The sequence below is a fragment of the Ureibacillus sp. FSL W7-1570 genome, assembly GCF_038593265.1.
GTDB lineage: Bacteria > Bacillota > Bacilli > Bacillales_A > Planococcaceae > Ureibacillus > Ureibacillus suwonensis.
This window is the reverse complement of record NZ_CP151979.1, coordinates 1,241,944-1,263,151: the sequence shown is the minus strand read 5'-3', so window position 1 is coordinate 1,263,151 and position 21,208 is coordinate 1,241,944. Positions and strand designations below refer to the sequence as shown.

Annotated in this window: 19 protein-coding genes; 16 read left to right on the top strand and 3 right to left on the bottom strand. The window is 42.6% G+C overall.

Annotated elements, in window-relative coordinates; genetic code table 11:
- The first annotated feature begins 28 nt into the window (after positions 1–28).
- The 4 genes from NST13_RS06160 to NST13_RS06145 are packed head-to-tail and all read left to right on the top strand — an operon-like array spanning position 29 to position 3,347.
- Entirely contained in the window at positions 29–910 is an 882-nt protein-coding gene (locus NST13_RS06160; RefSeq protein WP_342468930.1) for a branched-chain amino acid ABC transporter permease, read from the top strand.
- 4 nt (positions 911–914) lie between these two features.
- Entirely contained in the window at positions 915–1,865 is a 951-nt protein-coding gene (locus tag NST13_RS06155; protein ID WP_342468931.1) for a branched-chain amino acid ABC transporter permease, read from the top strand.
- Positions 1,865–2,638: an ABC transporter ATP-binding protein gene (locus NST13_RS06150; RefSeq protein ID WP_342468932.1), complete on the top strand. Its 774-nt coding sequence runs from the start codon at positions 1,865–1,867 to the stop codon at positions 2,636–2,638. The genes NST13_RS06155 and NST13_RS06150 overlap by 1 nt, the downstream gene beginning before the upstream one ends.
- Positions 2,631–3,347, top strand: a complete 717-nt coding sequence (locus tag NST13_RS06145; RefSeq protein WP_342468933.1) for an ABC transporter ATP-binding protein — start codon at positions 2,631–2,633, stop codon at positions 3,345–3,347. The genes NST13_RS06150 and NST13_RS06145 overlap by 8 nt, the downstream gene beginning before the upstream one ends.
- A 47-nt stretch (positions 3,348–3,394) precedes the next feature.
- Here the strand turns inward: NST13_RS06145 and NST13_RS06140 are convergent, their stop codons facing one another.
- Positions 3,395–4,489 carry a Xaa-Pro peptidase family protein gene (locus tag NST13_RS06140; protein WP_342468934.1) on the bottom strand — a complete coding sequence of 365 codons (1,095 nt, stop codon included), beginning with the start codon at positions 4,487–4,489 and terminating at the stop codon, positions 3,395–3,397.
- Between the two features lie 134 nt (positions 4,490–4,623).
- Between NST13_RS06140 and NST13_RS06135 the strand changes: the two genes are divergently transcribed.
- Together NST13_RS06135 and NST13_RS06130 are read left to right on the top strand one after the other, a co-directional pair.
- Entirely contained in the window at positions 4,624–5,304 is a 681-nt protein-coding gene (locus tag NST13_RS06135; protein WP_342581653.1) for a metal-dependent hydrolase, read from the top strand.
- Between the two features lie 166 nt (positions 5,305–5,470).
- Positions 5,471–6,778 (top strand): DRTGG domain-containing protein, encoded by a 1,308-nt coding sequence (locus NST13_RS06130; protein ID WP_342468936.1) that lies wholly within the window; start codon positions 5,471–5,473, stop codon positions 6,776–6,778.
- 63 nt (positions 6,779–6,841) lie between these two features.
- Here the strand turns inward: NST13_RS06130 and NST13_RS06125 are convergent, their stop codons facing one another.
- Positions 6,842–7,150, bottom strand: coding sequence for a YtpI family protein (locus tag NST13_RS06125; protein ID WP_342468937.1), 309 nt, complete (start codon positions 7,148–7,150; stop codon positions 6,842–6,844).
- Between the two features lie 101 nt (positions 7,151–7,251).
- Between NST13_RS06125 and NST13_RS06120 the strand changes: the two genes are divergently transcribed.
- The 8 genes from NST13_RS06120 to NST13_RS06085 all read left to right on the top strand — a co-directional run bounded on the left by NST13_RS06120 (position 7,252) and on the right by NST13_RS06085 (position 17,428).
- On the top strand, positions 7,252–8,196 hold the full coding sequence (locus tag NST13_RS06120; protein ID WP_342468938.1) for a bifunctional oligoribonuclease/PAP phosphatase NrnA: 945 nt from the start codon (positions 7,252–7,254) through the stop codon (positions 8,194–8,196).
- Positions 8,197–8,214: 18 nt separating this feature from the next.
- A complete protein-coding gene (gene dnaE / locus NST13_RS06115; protein WP_342581652.1) occupies positions 8,215–11,286 on the top strand; it encodes a DNA polymerase III subunit alpha in 3,072 nt (1,023 codons plus the stop codon).
- 189 nt (positions 11,287–11,475) lie between these two features.
- Positions 11,476–12,108: a GntR family transcriptional regulator gene (locus NST13_RS06110; protein ID WP_342581651.1), complete on the top strand. Its 633-nt coding sequence runs from the start codon at positions 11,476–11,478 to the stop codon at positions 12,106–12,108.
- Positions 12,109–12,149: 41 nt separating this feature from the next.
- Entirely contained in the window at positions 12,150–13,022 is an 873-nt protein-coding gene (accD, locus tag NST13_RS06105) for an acetyl-CoA carboxylase, carboxyltransferase subunit beta (protein WP_342468941.1), read from the top strand.
- Complete coding sequence (accA, locus tag NST13_RS06100; RefSeq protein ID WP_342581650.1) at positions 13,015–13,980, top strand: acetyl-CoA carboxylase carboxyl transferase subunit alpha; 966 nt, start codon at positions 13,015–13,017, stop codon at positions 13,978–13,980. The genes accD and accA overlap by 8 nt, the downstream gene beginning before the upstream one ends.
- Before the next feature lie 165 nt (positions 13,981–14,145).
- Positions 14,146–15,105, top strand: coding sequence for a 6-phosphofructokinase (gene pfkA, locus NST13_RS06095; protein ID WP_342581649.1), 960 nt, complete (start codon positions 14,146–14,148; stop codon positions 15,103–15,105).
- Positions 15,106–15,133: 28 nt separating this feature from the next.
- Entirely contained in the window at positions 15,134–16,894 is a 1,761-nt protein-coding gene (gene pyk, locus NST13_RS06090; protein WP_342468944.1) for a pyruvate kinase, read from the top strand.
- A gap of 144 nt (positions 16,895–17,038) precedes the next feature.
- Complete coding sequence (locus NST13_RS06085) at positions 17,039–17,428, top strand: FxsA family protein (RefSeq protein WP_342468945.1); 390 nt, start codon at positions 17,039–17,041, stop codon at positions 17,426–17,428.
- On the opposite strand, the gene NST13_RS06080 is transcribed toward NST13_RS06085, so the two are convergent.
- Positions 17,415–18,383: an AI-2E family transporter gene (locus NST13_RS06080; RefSeq protein WP_342581648.1), complete on the bottom strand. Its 969-nt coding sequence runs from the start codon at positions 18,381–18,383 to the stop codon at positions 17,415–17,417. The genes NST13_RS06085 and NST13_RS06080 overlap by 14 nt on opposite strands.
- 268 nt (positions 18,384–18,651) lie before the next feature.
- On the opposite strand from NST13_RS06080, the gene citZ reads away from it, so the two are divergent.
- Positions 18,652–19,767, top strand: coding sequence for a citrate synthase (gene citZ, locus NST13_RS06075; RefSeq protein WP_342468947.1), 1,116 nt, complete (start codon positions 18,652–18,654; stop codon positions 19,765–19,767).
- A 104-nt stretch (positions 19,768–19,871) separates the two neighbouring features.
- Complete coding sequence (gene icd / locus NST13_RS06070) at positions 19,872–21,137, top strand: NADP-dependent isocitrate dehydrogenase (protein WP_342468948.1); 1,266 nt, start codon at positions 19,872–19,874, stop codon at positions 21,135–21,137.
- The last annotated feature ends 71 nt before the right edge of the window (positions 21,138–21,208 follow it).

Here is a 21,208-nt window from a genome sequence, read left to right as displayed (position 1 = left end):
TTCTGCTTTTCATGAAGGGTGATCGATTATGCTGATTGAACAGTTAATCAATGGCGTGACGTTAGGGAGCATTTATGCGATTGTCGCCCTCGGGTTTACGCTCGTTTTTGGCGTCCTGGGCATCATCAACATGGCCCATGGAGAAATTTTCATGGTGGGGGCATTTATCGGCGTATTGACGACAAGCGTACTGGGCTGGCCGCTGTGGCTTGCATTTCTTGCATCGATTGTCGTTACGGCCATTTTGGGATATTTCTTGGAAGTTTTCAGTTTGCGTCCGTTAAGAGGAAAAAAAGGCGTATCCCATTTGGCGCCATTAATCAGCACGATTGGGGTATCCATTTTCCTTGAAAATTTGTCCCATCATTTGTTTGGCGCCGGGAACAAACCTTTTCGCGCTGAATTTGCGGAGATCCGATTTGAAATCGGATCGGTGACGATTTATTTAGTGCAGATAACCATTTTTGTCATCTCGGTCATTTTAATGATTGGATTATCCATATGGCTATCGAAAACCAAAGCGGGAAAAGCGCTGAGAGCCACTGCGGAGAATATCGAAACGGCAAGCATTCTCGGCGTCGATACGAAAAAAATCATCACGTTGACGGTGATGATTGCTTCCGGTATGGGAGGCATCGCGGGAATCTTAGTTGGCATGGCTTTCAACTCTGTAAGTCCTCAGATGGGATTATCGATGGGGTTGAAAGGGCTTGCCATCATCATCTTAGGGGGAATGGGAAGCGTGAAAGGAGCGGTCGTTGGCGGCTTGATTCTCGGTTTGTCCGAAACATTCCTTGTTGCCTATGGTGATTCAGGATATCGGGATGCCATCGCCTTTATCATGATTATTCTCATTTTACTAATCCGTCCACAAGGAATATTCGGTTCCAAGGCGGCGGAGGGTAGGTGATAAGATGTTGGGAGAAGTGTTAAATCCATATTATTTGCAAGTGTTATGCTTCATTTTGATTAATATCATGTTGGCATTAAGTGTGTATGTCCCATTGTCAAGCGGACAATTATCGTTGGGAAGCGCGGGATTTATGGGAATCGGTGCATACACATCCGCACTCCTGGCCATTCATTTTGAACTGCCCCTTTATATCACCATCCTGGTTGGCGCACTGTTGGCAGGAGTGGTCGGCATCATTGTCGGAATCCCTTCATTAAGACTGACAGGGGTGTATTTGGCCATTGCCACATTAGGCTTTGGGGAAGTGATTCGCGTATTCTTTATCAATTGGGAGAACGTGACGAAAGGATCGGTCGGACTGACGGGAATCCCCCAATTGGGAAGATCTTTGTTGAACGTTGCGAAAGCGGCGGGGTTGGAACCCGGAGCATTCGGTTTGAGAAATAACCAATTTGTTTATTTGGCTCTTGCCATTTTGTTATTGATCATTGTGTCGGTTCTGTTGTGGTTTGTGATTCGCCAGAAAAATTCGAGAATTGGAAGGGCGTTTGCTTCCATCCAAATGGACGAGAAAGCCGCAGAATCGATGGGAATCAATATCACTTATTATAAAGTGCTGGCTTTTGCCCAGGGGGCTTTTATCGCAGGTCTTGCCGGAGCTCTTTTTGCCCATACCATCGGCTTTATTTCACCTGCCGATTTTTCGTACCATCGGGCAGTGGAAATTTTGATCTTTACGGTATTTGGCGGCAGTGAACTGGTCATCGGTTCCGTTTTTGGAGCGGTGATCTTGACATTGCTTCCTGAATTATTGCGTTCTGTCAGCGACTATCGTTACATTTTGTACGGGATTATGCTTGTGATTTTAATGGCCGTTCGCCCTCAAGGCATTTTGGATGTCCATTTATTACTCCGGATGAGAGGAAAAAGAATGAAAAGGGGGACTGGCTGATGGTCCTTGAAGTAAAAAATATCACAAAAAGTTTTGGCGGTATCACCGCATTAAAAAATATCTCTTTTTCCATACAACAAGGTGAAATTTACGGTTTAATCGGACCAAACGGAGCCGGTAAGACGACGATGTTCAATTGCATCACCAATCTGGTGGAACCGACTTCCGGAGAGATTTTTTTTAATGGAGAAAAGATTACGGGGTTGAAGCCTTATAAAATCACCGAGAAAGGTATTTGCAGGACATACCAAAACATCCGTTTGTTTCCTAAACTGACCGCACTGCAAAATGTGATGGTCGGCGGACATTCAAGAGTGAATTCAGGGGTTTTCCGGAGCGTTTTGCGGGTGAAATCACAGAAGAAAGAGGAACAAAGGCTGAAGGAAAAAGCGGAAGAATTGTTGGCGCTCGTCGGGCTGGAACAATGGAAGGATCAATTTGCGGAAAATCTGGCGTACGGTCAGCAAAGAAGGTTGGAGATAGCAAGGGCACTGGCGAGCAATCCAACACTATTATTGCTTGATGAACCGGCGGCCGGCATGAATGAAACCGAGACGGAAAGCCTCTTTGAGCTGATTAAAACCATCCAATCAATGGGCGTTACCGTTCTCATCATTGAACATGATATGTCCCTGGTGATGAGGTTATGCGATCGGATCACTGTTTTAAACTTTGGGGAGAAGTTGGCGGAAGGGAAGCCGGAAGAGATTCAAAATAATGAAGCGGTGATCGAGGCTTACCTCGGCAAAGAGGAGGAAGAGTCGATTGCTTAAGTTGACAAACATCGAAACCTATTATGGACAGATTCAGGCTTTAAAAGGAATCAATCTGGAAGTGGAGGAAGGGAAAATCGTCACCCTTCTTGGAGCGAATGGGGCCGGCAAATCGACGACGATGCGGACGATTGCAGGTCTGTTAAAACCAAAAAAAGGGACGGTGGAATTTTTAGGTCAAAATGTGACGGGATTGAAACCCCATCAACTCCTGAGAAAAGGAATCGCGCTCGTTCCCGAAGGACGCGCGATCTTATCAACAATGACCGTGCTGGAAAATCTTGAAATGGGCGCATATCATCGAAAAGATGGCAATGTAAAAGAGGACATCAAACAGGTGATGAAACGGTTTCCCATTTTGGAGGAACGCCAAACTCAATTGGCAGGCACGTTGTCTGGCGGCCAGCAGCAAATGCTGGCCATCGCCCGCGCATTGCTTTCAAAACCGAAGCTGTTGCTGCTGGATGAACCATCGATGGGGCTTGCTCCCATCATTGTTTCGGAAATCTTTCGCATCATTCAAGAGATTAAAGAGGAAGGAACAACCGTATTAGTGGTGGAACAAAATGCGAAACAAGCGTTGAAAATCGCGGATTATGGTTATGTCATGGAAACCGGAAAAATCATCATGGAAGGTTTCGCAAAAGATTTGCTCAAAGATGAGCGGATCGTTGAAGCGTATTTGGGGAAAAAGAAAACGACGGTATAAAAAATGGAGCTTCTCAAGTCTCAAGGAGAAAGAGAAGCTCCGTCACGTTATTGAAGGATAATCAATTCTTTTGGATATTTTGTCAATACTTCAACGCCGTTTTCCGTCACTACGACATCATCTTCGATACGGACTCCGGCAACTCCGGTTTTATAAATGCCAGGTTCAATTGTAAAGACCATTCCCGGCTTCAATTCCAACTCATTTGTTCCTGTTACGGATGGGAATTCATGAATTGAAATGCCGAGGCCGTGACCCAACCGGTGGGTATAATATTCGCCATATCCTTCCTGTGAAATTATGTCCCGGGAAATTCTGTCCAAATCCATGCAGCGAACGCCGGGTTTTACTGCTTTGATGGATTGTTCGTTCGAACGTTTCACGGTTTCGTAGATTTTCCGTTGTTCTTCCGTAATTTCCCCAAAAGCGACGGTGCGGGTAATGTCGGAACAGTATCCTTCATAGATGACACCTAAATCGAATAAAACGAAATCACCTTTTTGGATTTTCCGGTTGCCTGGCGTACCATGCGGGGATGCCGCCTTTGGTCCGGACAATACAGTCGTTTCAAAAGACATGGAGTATCCTTTTTCCTTGATGGCGCTTTCAATGATTTGGACGATTTCCAGTTCCGTGATCCCTTCTTTGATGGCTTTTACGCCAACATCTATCGCGTAATCCGCAAGCGCGGCAGCTTGTCTTAATTTTTCGAGTTCATCGGCATCTTTGATAACCCGTAATTGATTCATTTGCTCATCGATTGAAACAAAACTTGCATCTTGAATACACGATTGCAGCGATTCATAGCGATCGACTGTGAGATGTTCCTTTTCAATGGCGATCGTTGAAATGTTCTTTGTACGGGATTGGATTTCATTTGCCAATATGTTCCATGGCTGGTCCGTATCGCCATGACCAATCACATCAAATGGCCAACCGGAAGCTTTTGCATCCGGAATTTCCATTTTGGGGCAAATGATAAACGGGTCCATATCCTGAAAGATTGCAATACCGAGTAATCTCTCGTGGGGATTGCTCCGAAAACCGGAAAAATAAAAAACATTATCGGGATTTGTGATAAAAGCCAAATCAATATGCTGATCCTTCAAGTATGACTGGACCTTTTCAATTCTTTTCTTCATGAAAATTTCCTCCAACATTGTGTTAATAAACACGAATTTGAAATATTACAGTATTAGTATAGCAAAAAGAAGGAAAAAAGATGGATATGTAGAAATAATGAAGATGAATTTAATTTATTGGAGGGGGAATCTTAATGGAAATTTCTTACCATGGTCATTCTGTTGTAAAGATCAAAACGAATGGTACCACGATCCTAATCGACCCGTTTATTACCGGAAACCCTTTGACAGATTTAAAAGCGGAAGAAGAAAAACCGGATGTTATTTTGCTTACACACGGTCATAACGATCATGTAGGGGATGCGATCGCCCTTGCAAAGGCGAACAATTCCCAAGTGGTGGCCTTGAATGAGCTTGCCGTATATCTGCAAAAAATAGGCGTGAATGCGCATCCGATGGGCGTTGGAGGGGCGTATCAGTTCCCGTTCGGTAAAGTGAAATATACCCTTGCTTTCCACGGTTCCACTTATGAAACGGAAACGGAAGTCGTCAATGCAGGAAACCCTGGCGGAATCTTGTTCTATGCGGAAGGTTTGACTATTTATCACGCAGGCGACACTGCGTTATTCGGTGATATGAAATTGATTGGCGACCGCAATGACATCGATGTCGCTTTCTTGCCAATCGGGGACAACTTCACAATGGGACCGGAAGACGCGGCATATGCGGTGGAATTGTTGAGACCGAAAACAGTCGTACCAATCCACTACAATACATTCCCGTTAATTAAACAAGATCCTAATGACTTTGCCAAATTGGTGAAAAACAGCAGAGTGCAAATTTTGGAGCCGGGGCAAAAGGTTGAATTGCCTTAAATATCAAAGCGGATGCTAAATCAATAGGACAAGAGAAAGCAGGTTATGGGGAATTTTCTTTTTTGAAAATATCCATGACGGCTTTCTCGATTTTTTTCTATACATAATTGAAAATATGGTACACTATGGGAGTAGAATGAAAGTACGATGAAAACAGGTGATATCGATGTCAACAAAACATGAAAAAATACTGCAATATATCGAGTCACTACCTATTGGCGAAAAAATTTCAGTCCGGCAAATTGCGAAAGAAATGCAGGTAAGCGAAGGCACGGCTTATCGGGCAATCAAAGAAGCGGAAAATCGAAGCTTGGTGAGTTCCATTGAACGTGTCGGAACAATCCGAATTGAAAAGAAAAAGAAAGAAAATATTGAACGCTTGACTTTCGCTGAAATCGTCAATATCGTGGACGGACAAGTGCTCGGTGGAAAAGCGGGGCTGCATAAAACATTGAATAAATTTGTCATTGGCGCAATGCAGCTGGAAGATATGATGCGCTATACCGATCCGGGAAGCCTTTTGATTGTCGGCAACCGTATCAAAGCCCATTACAACGCCTTAAAGACGGGAGCTGCCGTGTTGATCACGGGCGGTTTTGATACGACGGAAGAAAATAAAAGGCTTGCCGATGAATTGGAATTGCCGATCATTTCATCCAGTTATGATACATTTACCGTTGCAACAATGATTAACCGTGCCATTTATGACCAACTCATTAAAAAGGACATCTTGTTGATAGAAGACATTTATGTGAAGTTGGAAGATACGGCGAAACTCACGGTCGGTCAAACGGTGGCCGATTTCCACTCTTTGAATGCCCATACATCCCATGGCGCTTTTCCGGTTGTTGCAAAAAATAATAAATTAGTGGGAATTGTCACTGTGAAGGACGTATTCGGGAAAGACGGGAACGAATTGATTGAAAAAGTCATGACAAAACATCCGATTTCGGTTTCCATGAAAACCAGTGTCGCTTCGGCGGGTCACCGGATGGTTTGGGAAGGAATCGATCTGCTACCGGTGGTGGATGATGACGGATATTTGCAAGGCGTCATCAGCCGCCAGGACGTATTGAAAGCGTTGCAAACATCCCAACACCAACCGCAGCATGGCGAGACCATTGATGATATCGTCAAAGGCGAAATGAAAGTGCTGGGCGAAGAAGAGGTTGTCGTCGAGTTTACGGTGACTCCACAGATGACGAACCAATATGGTGCGGTATCTTATGGTGCCTTTACGACCCTGCTCACGGAAGTGGGATTGATTGCATTGAAAAGAAGAAAACGGGGAGATGCCGTGCTGGAGAATATTGCCACTTATTATATCAAGCCGATTCAGATGGATAGTGTGCTAAAGGTCGTTCCACATATATTGGATATGAGTAGAAAATTCGTGAAAATGGATTTTGATGTTTTTCATGAAGATTCACTCGTTGGGAAAGCGATGGCCACCTTCCAGTTGCTCGATCGTTAAACTGCATAAAAAAAGTTGTCCAAGCACGATTGGACAACTTTTTTCAAAGTTTATTTCTTACAATTACTGTTTGTTTAATTCATATTCCTGTTTGACAAATTTTCCTTCGTGTTTTGCACGTTTCAAATTGAAATAGGATTCCATTAATCCCACGATGACAAAAACTGCCCCGACAATATAACCTAACATTGAATCTTGTACCACGAAGGTGTTCAATCCAAAAAAAACGACAAAAAGACCTAAAGCAACGCCTGCTTTTGCTTTATACCATTTTTTTTGGATCGGCAAAGTGGAACGGAATTGTTTCGTTTTATAGTAAAAATAAGCGGCGAATGAAGCAATAATAAGTGTGACCAATAAAGCATTCAGCATTTTCAGAACCTCCTAAACAAACTAAAATTATTGTAACGATTTTTTTAGAAAAATGCTAATATACTAATTAAAATTTTTATCATATTTTGGAGGGTCATAATTTGAAAAGACAAATCATCGACACAATTGAGCAATATGATACCATCATCATTCACAGGCATGTCCGTCCGGATCCGGATGCATACGGTTCCCAAATGGGGTTAAAAGCATTGATCCAAGACAATTATCCAAATAAAAAGGTATATGCTGTTGGCACCCATGATGAATTATTGTCTTATTTGGACCGTCCGGACAATATTCCGGATGAGGTATATAATGGGGCACTTGTCATAGTGACAGATACGGCAAATACAGAAAGAATTGATGATCAACGATTTTCCAAAGGAGACTTTCTTATAAAAATCGATCACCATCCCAATGATGATGCTTACGGCGATTTGTTGTGGGTTGACACCGCTTCCAGTTCCTGCAGTGAAATGATTTATGAATTGTATGAAGAAGGCCGGGTTTATAAAAATTGGAAAATGACAGAACAATCGGCGAGATTCCTTTTTGCGGGAATTGTTGGAGATACGGGCAGATTTTTATTTCCAAGCACCACAACAAGAACCTTTGAAATTGCGGGACAATTGATACAATATTCATTTGACCGCAATGAAATTTTCAATGGCATGTATGAGATGGAAGAGAATTTATTGAAATTGCAAGGATATGTGTATCAAAACTTCACAATGGATGAAAACGGAGCTGCTTTCATCAAGCTTCCGAAAGAACTGTTGAAAGAATTTGATGTCACTGTTTCCGAAACGTCCTCATTGGTGGGCTCCCTCAGCAATATCAAAGGGGTCCGTGCCTGGGCGATTTTCGTTGAAGAAGAAAATGAAATCCGTGTAAGATTGCGTTCCAAAGGGCCAATCATCAACGAGCTTGCAAAAAAATACCATGGAGGCGGACATCCTTTGGCATCCGGTGCGACCGCCTATTCATGGGAAGAAGTGGATCAAGTGATTGCAGACTTGAAACAGCTTTGCAAAGAGTATCAATAAAAGTTGGGAGGGATGCAGATGTCCGTTTATCCGCAAATACGAACAAGTGCAGATTTATTAAAAAGTACGATTCGTATGGAAGAACTCATCCCTTTTTTAGTTGAACAAAAGGCAGAAGCTTGTGCAATCGTCAATTCGAAATTGTACGGGCTTTTGCCTTTTTACCATGGATTAAAAAAGGCAGGGATTCATCCCGTCATTGGCCTGACCGCCAAAATACAATCCGGCCGCATCGTTCTGCCCCTCCTGATTTACGCACGGGACAACATCGGCTATAAAAATCTGTTAAAAATCTCAAGCAGCATTGCCATAAGAGATGATGAACATTTGCCGATCCAGTGGCTAAAAGGCTACTCGGAAGGCATTTGCATCGTCATTCCCGCCATCGATGATGATGGGGTTTGGTTGGAGAATGCCTCCATGATTGAATTGTTGAAGGGGATTTTCCACGGTCGGTTATGGTTGGGGATTTCAAGAATAGGCGGGGAAAAATCCGCATTTGAAAGCGAAGTCCTCCGTTTTAGTGAAACATTACATATTCCGATTCTGGCACTTCATGAATGTTTATATTTAAAGCGGGAAGATGCCTTCAGTTATCGGGTGGCCAGAAGCATCGATCTGGGTGTCAAACTGAGTGAACAATCATCTTTGAAAGAAGAAGGGCACCATTATACCCCAACCCGGGAAGAATGGATGAAATGGTTTCAAGACCGCAAAGAATGGTTGGAAGAAAGCAGAAAGATGCTTCTCGGATGCCAAGTGGAAATTGAGCAGAAAGGACATATCATGCCGAAATATCCTTTGCCGGAAGGACAAAGTGCCGAACAGGTGTTAAAAAGGCTTGCGTTAAAGGGCCTAAAAGAACGCTTAAAAACGGATTCCCCCAATGAAATTTACGTGAACCGATTGAATTATGAACTGGAAATCATATGTTCCATGGGCTTTTCGGATTATTTTTTGATTGTGGCGGATTTTATGAATTATGCCCGCAGACAACATATTTTAACAGGACCTGGAAGGGGTTCGTCCGCAGGCTCCCTGGTCGCTTATTCCCTGTACATCACCCAAGTGGATCCGATCCGATATGGATTGTTGTTTGAGCGGTTCTTGAATCCCGAGCGGGTGACCTTGCCGGATATCGATATAGACTTTCTCGATACGAGAAGGGAAGAAGTCATCGAATATGTGGCAAAAAAATATAGGGAAAAGCATGTGGCACAAATCATCACCTTCGGAACGCTGTCAGCAAAGGCCGTAGCCCGGGATGTTGCAAGAATGTTCAATTTCGAACCGGATACCCTTGAAATGATTTCCCGCTTTATTCCGAATAAGCCGGGCATCACATTGATGGAAGCATATAAGACGAATGAGGCTTTCAGAAATTGGGTCGGAGGGGAAGGAATCCGGAAACGCTGGTTTGAAACGGCGCTGAAATTGGAAGGCTTGCCCCGGAATGCTTCCACCCATGCGGCAGGAGTTGTGTTAAGCCCGGTTCCTTTGGTGGAGGTCGTTCCGATCGAAAAGGGGCATGACGGCATTTTTCTGACCCAATGGCCGATGCAGGAAGTGGAACAAATGGGCCTGCTAAAAATGGACTTTTTGGGATTGCGCAATTTAACGATGATTGAACAAATTCAAAAAATGATTTACTACACCCGAAATCGGCGTATCGATCTCAATGAGATTCCACTTGATGACAAACAAACCTTTGAACTTTTGCAAAAAGGGGATACGTTGGGGATTTTCCAGCTGGAATCGGAAGGGATGAAAAATGCGCTGAAGGAAATTGTCCCTACCCAATTTTCCGATATTGTCGCGGTGAATGCCTTATACAGACCCGGACCAATGCAGTTTATACCGGTTTATGCGGCAAGAAAAAAGGGGCTTGAGCCTGTTATTATGCCCCATGCGGATTTGGAGCCGATCCTGAAAGAAACGTACGGCATCATTGTGTACCAGGAACAAATCATGCAAATTGCACACATTTTGGCGGGATTCTCCCTGGGACAGGCCGATTTGCTAAGAAGAGCGGTCAGCAAGAAAAAGCGGGAAGTGTTGGAAGAACAAAGAGTCGCTTTCGTCAATGGTGCCATTAACAAAGGATACGGCAAAGAAGTGGCGGAATCGGTATATGAACAGATCGTCCGCTTTGCGGATTACGGATTTGCGAAAAGCCACGCAGTAGCTTATAGCATGATTTCCTATCAAATGGCCTACTTAAAAGCCCATTTTCCTTTGGAGTTTTACGCGGTGATGATGACTTTTGCAACGGGAAATCAAGATAAGTTGTTCTCCTTTATTGTGGAAGCGAGAAGCAAGGGCATAAACATTTTGCGTCCATCCCTCCATAAAAGCGGCAGAGTGTTTACCGTGGAAAACGGAAGCATCAGGTTCAGCTTATCAGCCATATTGGGCGTCTCCCAATCCTTTTTGCAAAAATTGATGGAGGTTCGAAAGGAGCAAGGCAAGTTTTCCGACCTGTTCGATTTGGCCGTTGCATTGAGCGGGAAATATTTCACGCGAAAATCCATCGAACCCTTGATCAAAGCGGGGGTGCTCGACGACTTCGGCAAAGACCGGGCAACGCTTCTAGCGACGATTGAAGCGGCGGAAAAACATGCTGGAATCGTCCGGCCGACAGAAGATGAGAATTTATTCACTTCGCAGGCTTCTTTGTTTGGAAAGCCGAAATATATGGAAGTTCCACCGGTTCCCAATAAAATGAAACTCCAATTTGAAAAGGAAGTATTAGGGTTTTATTTGACGGAACACCCGGTTGAAACCGTGCGCAAACGTCTGCATGTCGATACCAACATTCTTCAGTTGAAGCGGGCACCGCAGGACACTTATGTGAAATTTGCCGGAATGGTGGAATCCATTCGTCAACTCCGCACGAAAAACGGAGAATTGATGGCCTTTGTTCAAGTGCAGGATGAGTATGGTTCGATATCCACCACGATTTTTCCGAAACAATATAATGAATGCATGGGTTGGCTGAGAGAAGACCTGCTAGTCTATCTGGAAGGAAAAGTGCAATACCGTTTTAATCAGCCTCAAATTATCATAAAAATAATTAAATTGCTTCAATAACGAGAGAGTTTTTATCAGAAATTACAGAAACTGTGCGTTTTTGCACAGTTTTTTCTTTACAAAGGAGAAAACATTTTGTAAACTGGAACAAAAGTGGTCTGACCACTTTTTGTCGAAATGGTGAACTTCTCTGAACTATCCTTTCCAACGGGATCGGAATAAGGGGTTGTTAAAAAGATTAAAGTGAACATGAATGAGAAACAGGAGAACAAAAAAGTCTTTCTGGAAATTGTCAGCAAATTGAAAGACTTGATTATTAGGGAAAAACTGCAACCGGGTGACAAACTGCCTTCCGAGAGAGTTTTATCAGAGATGCTGGGTGTCGGCAGATCTTCGGTGAGGGAGGCGCTCCGCAGCTTGGAATTGCTGGGCATTATTGAAACCCGGCATGGTGGAGGCACTTTTTTGGCCTCTTCGCAACAATACCGGCTTGTGGAATTATTGGCGACTTTTATTTTGCAAGAAAATCAATCGATACGTGATGTCCATAAAACCCGGGAAATTCATGAAAAAGAAGCGATACGCATCATTTGTGCAAATAAACGGTTAAGGGAACTCCCCGTTTGGGAAAGCTTATTTTTAAAAATTGAATTGGAAACGGAAGTCATTCGGGATCATATTTTGCGCGAATTATTGATCGCCTCTGAAAATCGTTTGGCTTTGCGCATATGGATTCAACTCGCCGCTTATAGCGCAGGTGCATTAAAAAAAGTGACGACGGAGGAAGAAAAACCGATTTTGCAAAGATTGTTGACCTCATTGCGGCTCGGTTATGAAAAAGAAGCTTTAAAAGCATATACCGAATGGCTGGACTATTTATAAAGCTCCGTGAAGAATAAAAATGATTACTAGGGGGAAAAAACGTGGCGATAAAAGATTTGCTATCTTTAAATCGTAAAAAATCGAAAGGGGCCATTTTAAATCCGAAAAAAGAAAGTTCATTTCCGGCGGATTTAATGACAAAATGCCCATCATGCCGAAAAATCTTTTTAACGAAAGAAGTGGAAACGAATTTTAAAGTATGCCCAAACTGCGACCATCATTTTAAAATGACGGCATGGGAACGGATCGACTCTTTTTTGGATGTGGAATCATTTACACCTTTTGATGAACATTTGCGCACGACGAATCCGCTGAATTTCCCTTCTTACATCGAAAAAGTGGAAGCGGATATGAGAAAAACGGGATTGTCCGAAGCGGTTTTAACCGGAAGCGGAACGTTGAAAGGGGAAAATGTGGTTGTAGCGGTGATGGATTCCCATTTCAGAATGGGTTCCATGGGTTCCGTTGTCGGTGAAAAAATTACGCGCGCAATCGAAAAAGCGACGGAAATGCAAGTGCCGTTCATCATCTTCACTGCAAGCGGCGGTGCACGGATGCAGGAAGGCGTCATCTCGTTAATGCAAATGGCAAAGACGAGCGTTGCATTAAAACGGCACAGCGATGAAGGGTTGCTCTTCATTTCCATCATGACGGACCCGACAACCGGTGGAGTGTCAGCAAGCTTTGCATCCCTCGGGGACATCAATATTGCCGAACCTAAAGCGCTCATCGGTTTTGCCGGGAGAAGGGTGATTGAACAAACGGTGAGGGAAAAGTTGCCTGATGATTTCCAAACGGCAGAATTTTTGCTCGCCCATGGCCAACTGGATGCCATTTTCCATCGCAAAGAAATGCGGGATAAAGTGGCGACGATTGTGAAATTGCACAAGAGGGGAGGAGTATCTCATGTCTAAACCTTTATCATTTGAAGAGCCGATCATTAAACTGAGAGAAAAAATAGATGAATTGAGGGAATTGGCCAAAACGGCGAATGTAGACATGTCCGATGAGATCCGGACATTGGAAGAACGGTTGCGCCAATTGGAAATCAAAATTTATTCGAATATGGAACCTTGGAATCGGGTACAAGTGGCGAGACATCCGGAGCGGCCAACCACCCTTGATTATATTGAGAAAATATTTACAGATTTCATCGAATTGCATGGTGACCGATACTTTTCCGATGATGAAGCGATCGTCGGAGGAATCGCGTCCTTTGAAGGGCAGCCGGTGACCATTATTGGCCATCAGCGCGGAAAAGGAACGAAGGAAAATATTCGCCGGAATTTCGGTATGCCCCATCCGGAAGGGTACCGCAAAGCGCTGCGTTTAATGAAACAAGCAGAAAAATTCAAACGTCCGATTATTTGCTTTATTGATACAAAAGGGGCTTATCCGGGAAAAGCGGCGGAAGAGCGCGGGCAAAGTGAGGCGATCGCCAAAAATTTATTTGAAATGGCCGGACTTAAGGTGCCTGTCATCAGCATGGTCATTGGTGAAGGGGGAAGCGGCGGAGCTTTGGCATTGGGCGTGACAAACCGCATTTATATGCTGGAAAATTCCACATACTCCGTAATTTCTCCGGAAGGTGCCGCCTCCATATTATGGAAGGATGCAAGCCTTGCAAAACAAGCGGCGGAGGCAATGAAAATCACTGCCCAAGACTTGAAGGAAATGGGCATCATCGATGAAATCATTCCTGAAGTGCCTGGAGGGGCCCACCGCAATCCGGCTGAACAAGCAAACATATTAAAAGAATACTTGAAAAAAGGGCTGGACGAATTGACGGTCATGTCAGAAGAAGAAATTATCCAGGATCGCTATGATAAATTCCGTCAAATTGGGGACTATATTGAAGAAAATGTTCAATAATGTTTTCACCCTTTACAATGACAAAATCCAAATTTATCAGGATTTTGTCATTTTCATTTCCAAGGTTCGTTTATAATGGGAGTATAATAAAGTGATTGAATTTACTTGTTCCAAAGGAAATTTTTTATGATATTGTTAAACTTATTAAAGATTGGAGGGAGAAATATGAAACGGATCGGCGTATTGACGAGCGGCGGCGATGCACCTGGCATGAATGCGGCCATTCGTGCCGTCGTGCGAAAAGCGAACTACCATGATGTTGAGGTTTATGGAATCTATCATGGATACGAAGGCTTTATTCAAGGTAAAATGGAATTGTTGGATCTTGGTTCCGTTGGCGGAATTATTCAACGGGGGGGAACGAAACTTTTTTCATCCCGTTGCCCAAAATTTATGGAAGAAAAATACAGACAGCAGGGGATAGAAAAAATGAAAGAGGCGGGAATCGATGGGCTGATCGTGATCGGGGGAGACGGTTCCTACCGCGGGGCTTATGAATTAACGAAATTGGGCTTTAAATGCATCGGTGTACCTGCAACAATCGATAACGATATTCCGGGCACGGATTTTACCATTGGTTTCGATACGGCGTTAAATACGGTAGTCAATGCGATTGACAAAATCCGTGATACAGCCACAAGCCATGAGAATACCTTCATCATTGAGGTGATGGGAAGAGATGCCGGCGACCTTGCATTATGGTCAGGGCTTGCGGCTGGCGCAGAATCTGTTATTATACCGGAGGAACCCTTTGACTTGGATGATATCATTGCCCGCTTGAAACGGGGAGAAGCGCGCAAGAAAAAACACAGCATCATCATTGTTGCCGAAGGAGTCATGCCTGCCTCCCAACTGGCCGATATGATAAAAGAAAGAACCGGTATTGATATAAGAATTACCGTGTTGGGACATATTCAAAGGGGAGGCTCCCCAACAGCCTTTGACCGGGTCCTTGCGAGCCGGCTGGGCGCTTATGCGGTGGAGTTATTGTTGGAAGGCAAGACTTGCCGTGCAGTGGGTATAAAAAATCAAGAAGTTTATGATTATGATTTACAGGAGATTTTTACAACAAAGCATCAAGCGGATATAAGCTTATATACTTTATCAAAAGAACTTTCAATATAAATATATTTAAAAGATGGAGAGAATGGATATGAGAAAGACAAAAATTGTTTGTACCATTGGACCTGCAAGCGAATCTCCAGAAGTTCTTGAAGAACTGATGAAAGCAGGGATGAATGTAGCGAGATTGAACTTTTCCCATGGCACTCATGAGGAACATGCGATGCGCATTGCGACCATCCGGGATGTCGCCAACCGGTTAAATAAGATTGTCGGCATTTTGCTCGATACAAAAGGTCCGGAAATCCGGACACATGATATGAAAAACGGGGAAGTCCATTTGCAAACGGGACAAGTCATCGATATTTCGATGAAAGAAGTGCTCGGCGATGAAACATGTTTTTCGGTTACGTATGACCAATTGATATATGATGTGGATCAAAACGATATTATTTTATTGGATGACGGACTCATTCAGTTGCGGGTATTGGCGAAAGATTACGAGAAAGGATTAATTCATACAATCGTTGAAAATGCCGGCGTTTTGAAAAATAAAAAAGGTGTAAACGTCCCTGGAGTTTCCATCAAATTGCCTGGAATTACCGAAAAAGATGCGAAGGATATTCTATTCGGCATAGAACAAGGGGTCGATTTTATCGCCGCTTCCTTTGTCCGGACAGCGAAAGATGTGCTGGAAATCCGTGAATTGCTTGAACAAAATGGCGGTGGGCACATCCAAATCATCCCTAAAATCGAAAACCGTGAAGGCGTAGATAATATCGATGAAATTATTGAAGTTTCCGATGGATTGATGGTTGCCCGGGGAGACTTGGGGGTGGAAATTCCGGCAGAAGAAGTTCCGCTTGTTCAGAAAGCATTGATCAAAAAATGCAATCAATTGGGAAAACCCGTTATCACGGCAACCCAAATGCTTGACTCCATGCAGCGGAATCCGCGTCCAACCCGCGCGGAAGCAAGTGACGTCGCCAATGCCATTATGGATGGTACGGATGCGATCATGCTTTCCGGAGAAACGGCTGCGGGATTGTATCCGGTGGAATCGGTAAAAACGATGAACCGTATTGCGGAATTTACGGAAAACTCATTGGACTATCGCACCATCGTCCAAACAAGAAGCCGTGAAAAAGAAACGACAATGACAGAAGCCCTCTCCCAAGCCGTTTCATATACTTCCATCAATCTTGGGGTAAAAGCGGTACTTGCCCCGACAGCAAGCGGCGTTACAGCCAAATTGATCGCAAAATACCGCCCTGGCGTACCGATTATCGCCATTACGGATAGCCAGTCCACTGCGCAAAAATTAACACTGGTTTGGGGAGTATTACCAATTGTAACCCATAAAGCAAAAACAACGGATGAAATTTTGGAACTTGCCGTTGATGAAGCATTGAAACATGGTTATGTGGATCATGGTGATGTCGTGATCATTACAGCGGGCGTTCCAGTCGGCGAATCAGGTACGACAAACTTGATGAAAGTCCATGTGATCGGCGACCTGTTAGCCCGCGGACAAGGCATCGGCAAACAATCGGTCGTAGGCAAAGCGGTTGTTGTGAAAAATGCGGAAGAAGCGCAAGCCTACGATGTGGAAGGAAAAATTCTTGTAACGGTCGGAACGGATCGGGAAATGATGCCGGTGATTGAAAAATGTGTCGGCATCATCACCGAAGAGGGAGGCTTAACAAGCCATGCGGCCGTTGTCGGTCTCAGCTTGGGGATCCCTGTCATCGTGGGTGTGAAAGAAGCAACCTCACTCATCCGGCACGGACAGGAAATTACGATGGATGCGGAAACCGGCGTTATTTATAAAGGACATGCAAGCGTCTTGTAAGCATGATCAAATGAAAGGCTGTTTAAAAAGGAGCATACTTTTTAAACAGCCTCAATTTTCATCATGCGAAAATTTATTGAAACTTTTTTCCTATCTTTTTCGTATTTACTTTATGAGAAAAATGACTCTAATGGAGGGTATCCGTTGAGAAAAATCTTCTTCATCAGTATTTTGTTTGTTTTGTTTGAAATTGCCATGTTTATCATAGTCGGAAATTGGCTGGGTGTTTTAAGCACGTTACTGCTTATTATATTGGCAAGTTTAGTGGGAGTTGTGATTACGAAAAAACAAGGTTTAAAATCCCTTCAAAATCTCCGGGACAGCATTTACCGGGGAGAACCTCCTGGGCATGCGATGGTTGATGCATTTCTCATATTTTTGGGAGGCGTATTATTTATTTTGCCCGGCTTCATCTCTGATATTATCGCCTTTACGATGGTCCTTCCATGGACACGACAGTTGTACAAGCCGATGATCGTGGAATGGATCCGAAGAAAAATGGAAAACAATCAGGTCATCATTATCCAGCGTTAACACTTTGTTTAATTTTTACTGCAATCAATAACAAAAATGGACTCAGTATAATTCCATAGACGCCAAATAACAGAATGGAGGCAGCGCTGATGAAAAATGTGTGGACCGTCCGCAATTGAAAGGTGGACGCCCATAGCAATGATTCAGTCAGCTGCCTTGTAATTTGTATAAAAACATAGAGCAATAGCAATGCAAAACATAGAAACTTTTCTCCTGTTACAAAAAAGTAGATGGCGATCGGAATCAGAAATAAACCGATTCCGAAAAACGGCAGGACATCTGCAAAAGAAATCAAAAAGGCTTTGTTCACCGGTTTCTCAAATTGCAGCAATGCAAGTCCAATGCTGAGAAGAAAAAAAGTGATGATAAACAACTGGAAATTGACGTACAAGAAATAGCTGAATAGATTTGTAGCTTTTGTGAAATACTGTTTCCAACTGCTGCGATATGATTTCGGAACATAGATGAAAAACCAGTACCGGTCCCTTTTTGATTCAAACAGGGAAAAGTAGAAAGCTACCAGAAAAACAAAAATTTCAAATACATATTGAAAGATGTTCTGCAAATAGCCTGCCATGCCCATGATTGCCGTATCGATGTATGTCAGCGACTCGTTAAAGATATTTTCCAAAAGGAAAACATATTTGGAGTCAAAAAATTGTAGATCTTCCACTTGTTTTTTCACTTCAGGATAAATGGAGATAATGCTTTGAATTGTAATATAAAAGAAGGAATAAAATGATATGAAAATTAATATAGATATAATGATGGCAATTATAATATAAGGTAGTTTCAATCGCTGATTGCAAAAGTGAATAATGGGATATAATAAATATGCACAGAATATGGCCAACGAGATTGGCAATATGAGCCAAAGCAAAGCAAAATATAATATGAGGGCCAAAAATTGGACAATATTTTTGTTGTAATAGACAGAAAATTTATTCAATTGCAATTATCATCACCCCTGAATCCAGTGAATATAATCTCGTTGAAGAACAAAAATTCTCGAAAACGCAGATTTTTTATTCGGTTTACTTTTTTTTCTTTATTTTTGAAAAATTATTCACAAAGACGTCAAAATTTATTATAATATTCGTTGTAAGCGATTTAATAATAGGTTCATTTTGAGCGAAACGACCGTAAGTGTCATAAAAGAAAAAGAAAGCACTTACAATTAGAATTTGCATTCATTAAATATTTTAGAGAGGGAGCGATTTTTTATGACAGCAACACGCGGTTTAGAAGGTATTATTGCTGCTGAATCCAAAATTAGTTCAATAATCGATGATACACTTACATATGTAGGTTACAGCATCGATGACTTAGCGGAAAACTCTTCATTCGAAGAAGTTATTTATCTGTTATGGCACCAACGTCTACCAAAGAAAGAAGAGTTGGAAGAACTTAAACAACAACTTGCTGAAAATGCGGAAATTCCTCAACAAGTGATCGATTTATTCAAAGCGATGCCTATTGACAAAGTGCATCCAATGGCAGCATTGCGTACTGCTGTTTCTTTATTGAGCGCATATGATGACGAAGCTGATGTAATGAGCGATGAAGCAAACTACAGAAAAGCAATCCGCATCCAAGCTAAAATTGGTACAATCGTAGCTGCATTCTCTCGCATCCGCAGAGGTTTAGAGCCAGTTGCTCCAAAACTTGAATTAGGATATGCAGCAAACTTCTTATATATGTTGCATGGCAAAGAGCCAGATCCAATCGAAATCGAAGCTTTCAACAAAGCATTAGTATTGCATGCAGACCATGAATTGAACGCTTCTACATTCACTGCACGCGTTTGTGTAGCCACACTTTCCGATGTATATTCCGGAATCACTGCTGCAATCGGCGCATTAAAAGGGCCGCTTCACGGTGGAGCTAACGAACAAGTAATGAAAATGTTGACTGAAATCGGTTCAATCGAAAATGTAGAACCTTATATCATGAATAAATTAAACAACAAAGAAAAAATCATGGGCTTTGGTCACCGCGTATACCGCAAAGGAGACCCACGCGCGAAACATTTACGCGTTATGAGCGAAAAATTGACAAACCTAAAAGGCAAACCGGAATTATATGAAATGTCAGTGAAAATTCATGACATCGTTGTAGGTCAAAAAGGACTTCCAGCAAACGTTGACTTCTTCTCTGCATCAGTGTATGATTCACTTGATATCGAGCATGACCTATTCACACCAATCTTTGCAGTATCCCGTACATCAGGATGGCTTGCTCACATCCTTGAACAATATGCAAATAACCGCTTGATCCGTCCTCGTGCTGAATACGTGGGTCCTAAACATCAACAATATGTTCCAATCGAAGAAAGATAATTTTTAAATTGGAATGAAAAATTTTTAGAAAATATGCTAAAATACACTAGGACTGTGTTAGATCTAACACAGTCCTAGACTTATGAATATAGGAGGCAACATACATGACTAACGGTAAAATTGTGGTAGAAAATGGTAAATTAATTGTACCTAATAATCCAATCATTCCTTTCATCGAAGGAGACGGTACAGGTCCGGATATTTGGGCTGCTGCTGTTCGTGTGTTCGATGCGGCTGTAGAAAAAGCTTATAACGGAGAAAGAAAAATTCAATGGTTAGAAGTTCTTGCCGGTGAAAAAGCCTACAATCAAACTGGCGAATGGTTACCTCAAGAAACTTTAGATAAAATCAACGAATATTTAATCGCAATCAAAGGTCCTCTTACAACTCCAGTAGGTGGGGGAATTCGTTCTCTAAACGTAGCATTGCGCCAAGAATTAGACTTGTACGTATGCTTACGCCCTGTACGTTACTTCGACGGTGTTCCATCTCCTGTAAAACATCCTGAACATGTAGATATGGTCATTTTCCGTGAAAATACAGAAGACATCTATGCAGGTATTGAATACGAAGCACAATCTGAAGAAGCGAAAAAATTAATCAAATTTTTACAAGATGAATTCGGCGTTAAGAAAATCCGCTTCCCAGAAACTTCCGCAATCGGTATCAAACCGGTTTCCATCGAAGGTTCTGAACGCTTAATCCGCGCTGCAATCGAATATGCAATCCGCGAAGGCCGCAAATCTGTAACTTTAGTGCATAAAGGTAACATCATGAAATTCACTGAAGGCGGCTTCAAAAAATGGGGTTATGCATTAGCTGAACGCGAATTCGGCGATAAAGTATTCACATGGGATCAATATGACCGCATCAAAGCGGAAAAAGGTGTGGAAGCTGCCAACGAAGCTCAAGCTGAAGCAGAAGCAGCCGGCAAAATCATCGTTAAAGACACAATCGCTGATATCTTCTTACAACAAGTATTAACTCGTCCAAAAGAATTCGATGTAGTGGCTACAATGAACTTAAACGGTGACTACATTTCCGACGCATTGGCTGCACAAGTCGGCGGTATCGGTATCGCTCCAGGAGCAAACATCAACTATGTAACTGGCCATGCGATCTTCGAAGCAACTCACGGTACTGCTCCTAAATATGCAGGTTTAGATAAAGTGAACCCATCTTCAGTAATCCTTTCTGGTGTATTAATGTTTGAACACCTTGGATGGAAAGAAGCTGCTGACTTAATTACTAAATCCATCGAAAAAACAATCGCTTCTAAAGTCGTAACATACGACTTCGCACGTTTGATGGAAGGTGCGACAGAAGTGAAATGTTCTGAATTCGCAGATGCACTAATTAAAAATCTTTAATTTATAAATGAAAAAGTTCATAAAAGTTTGAAGGATTTTCCAAAGCTTTTGTTGAATTCCAATAAACAAAG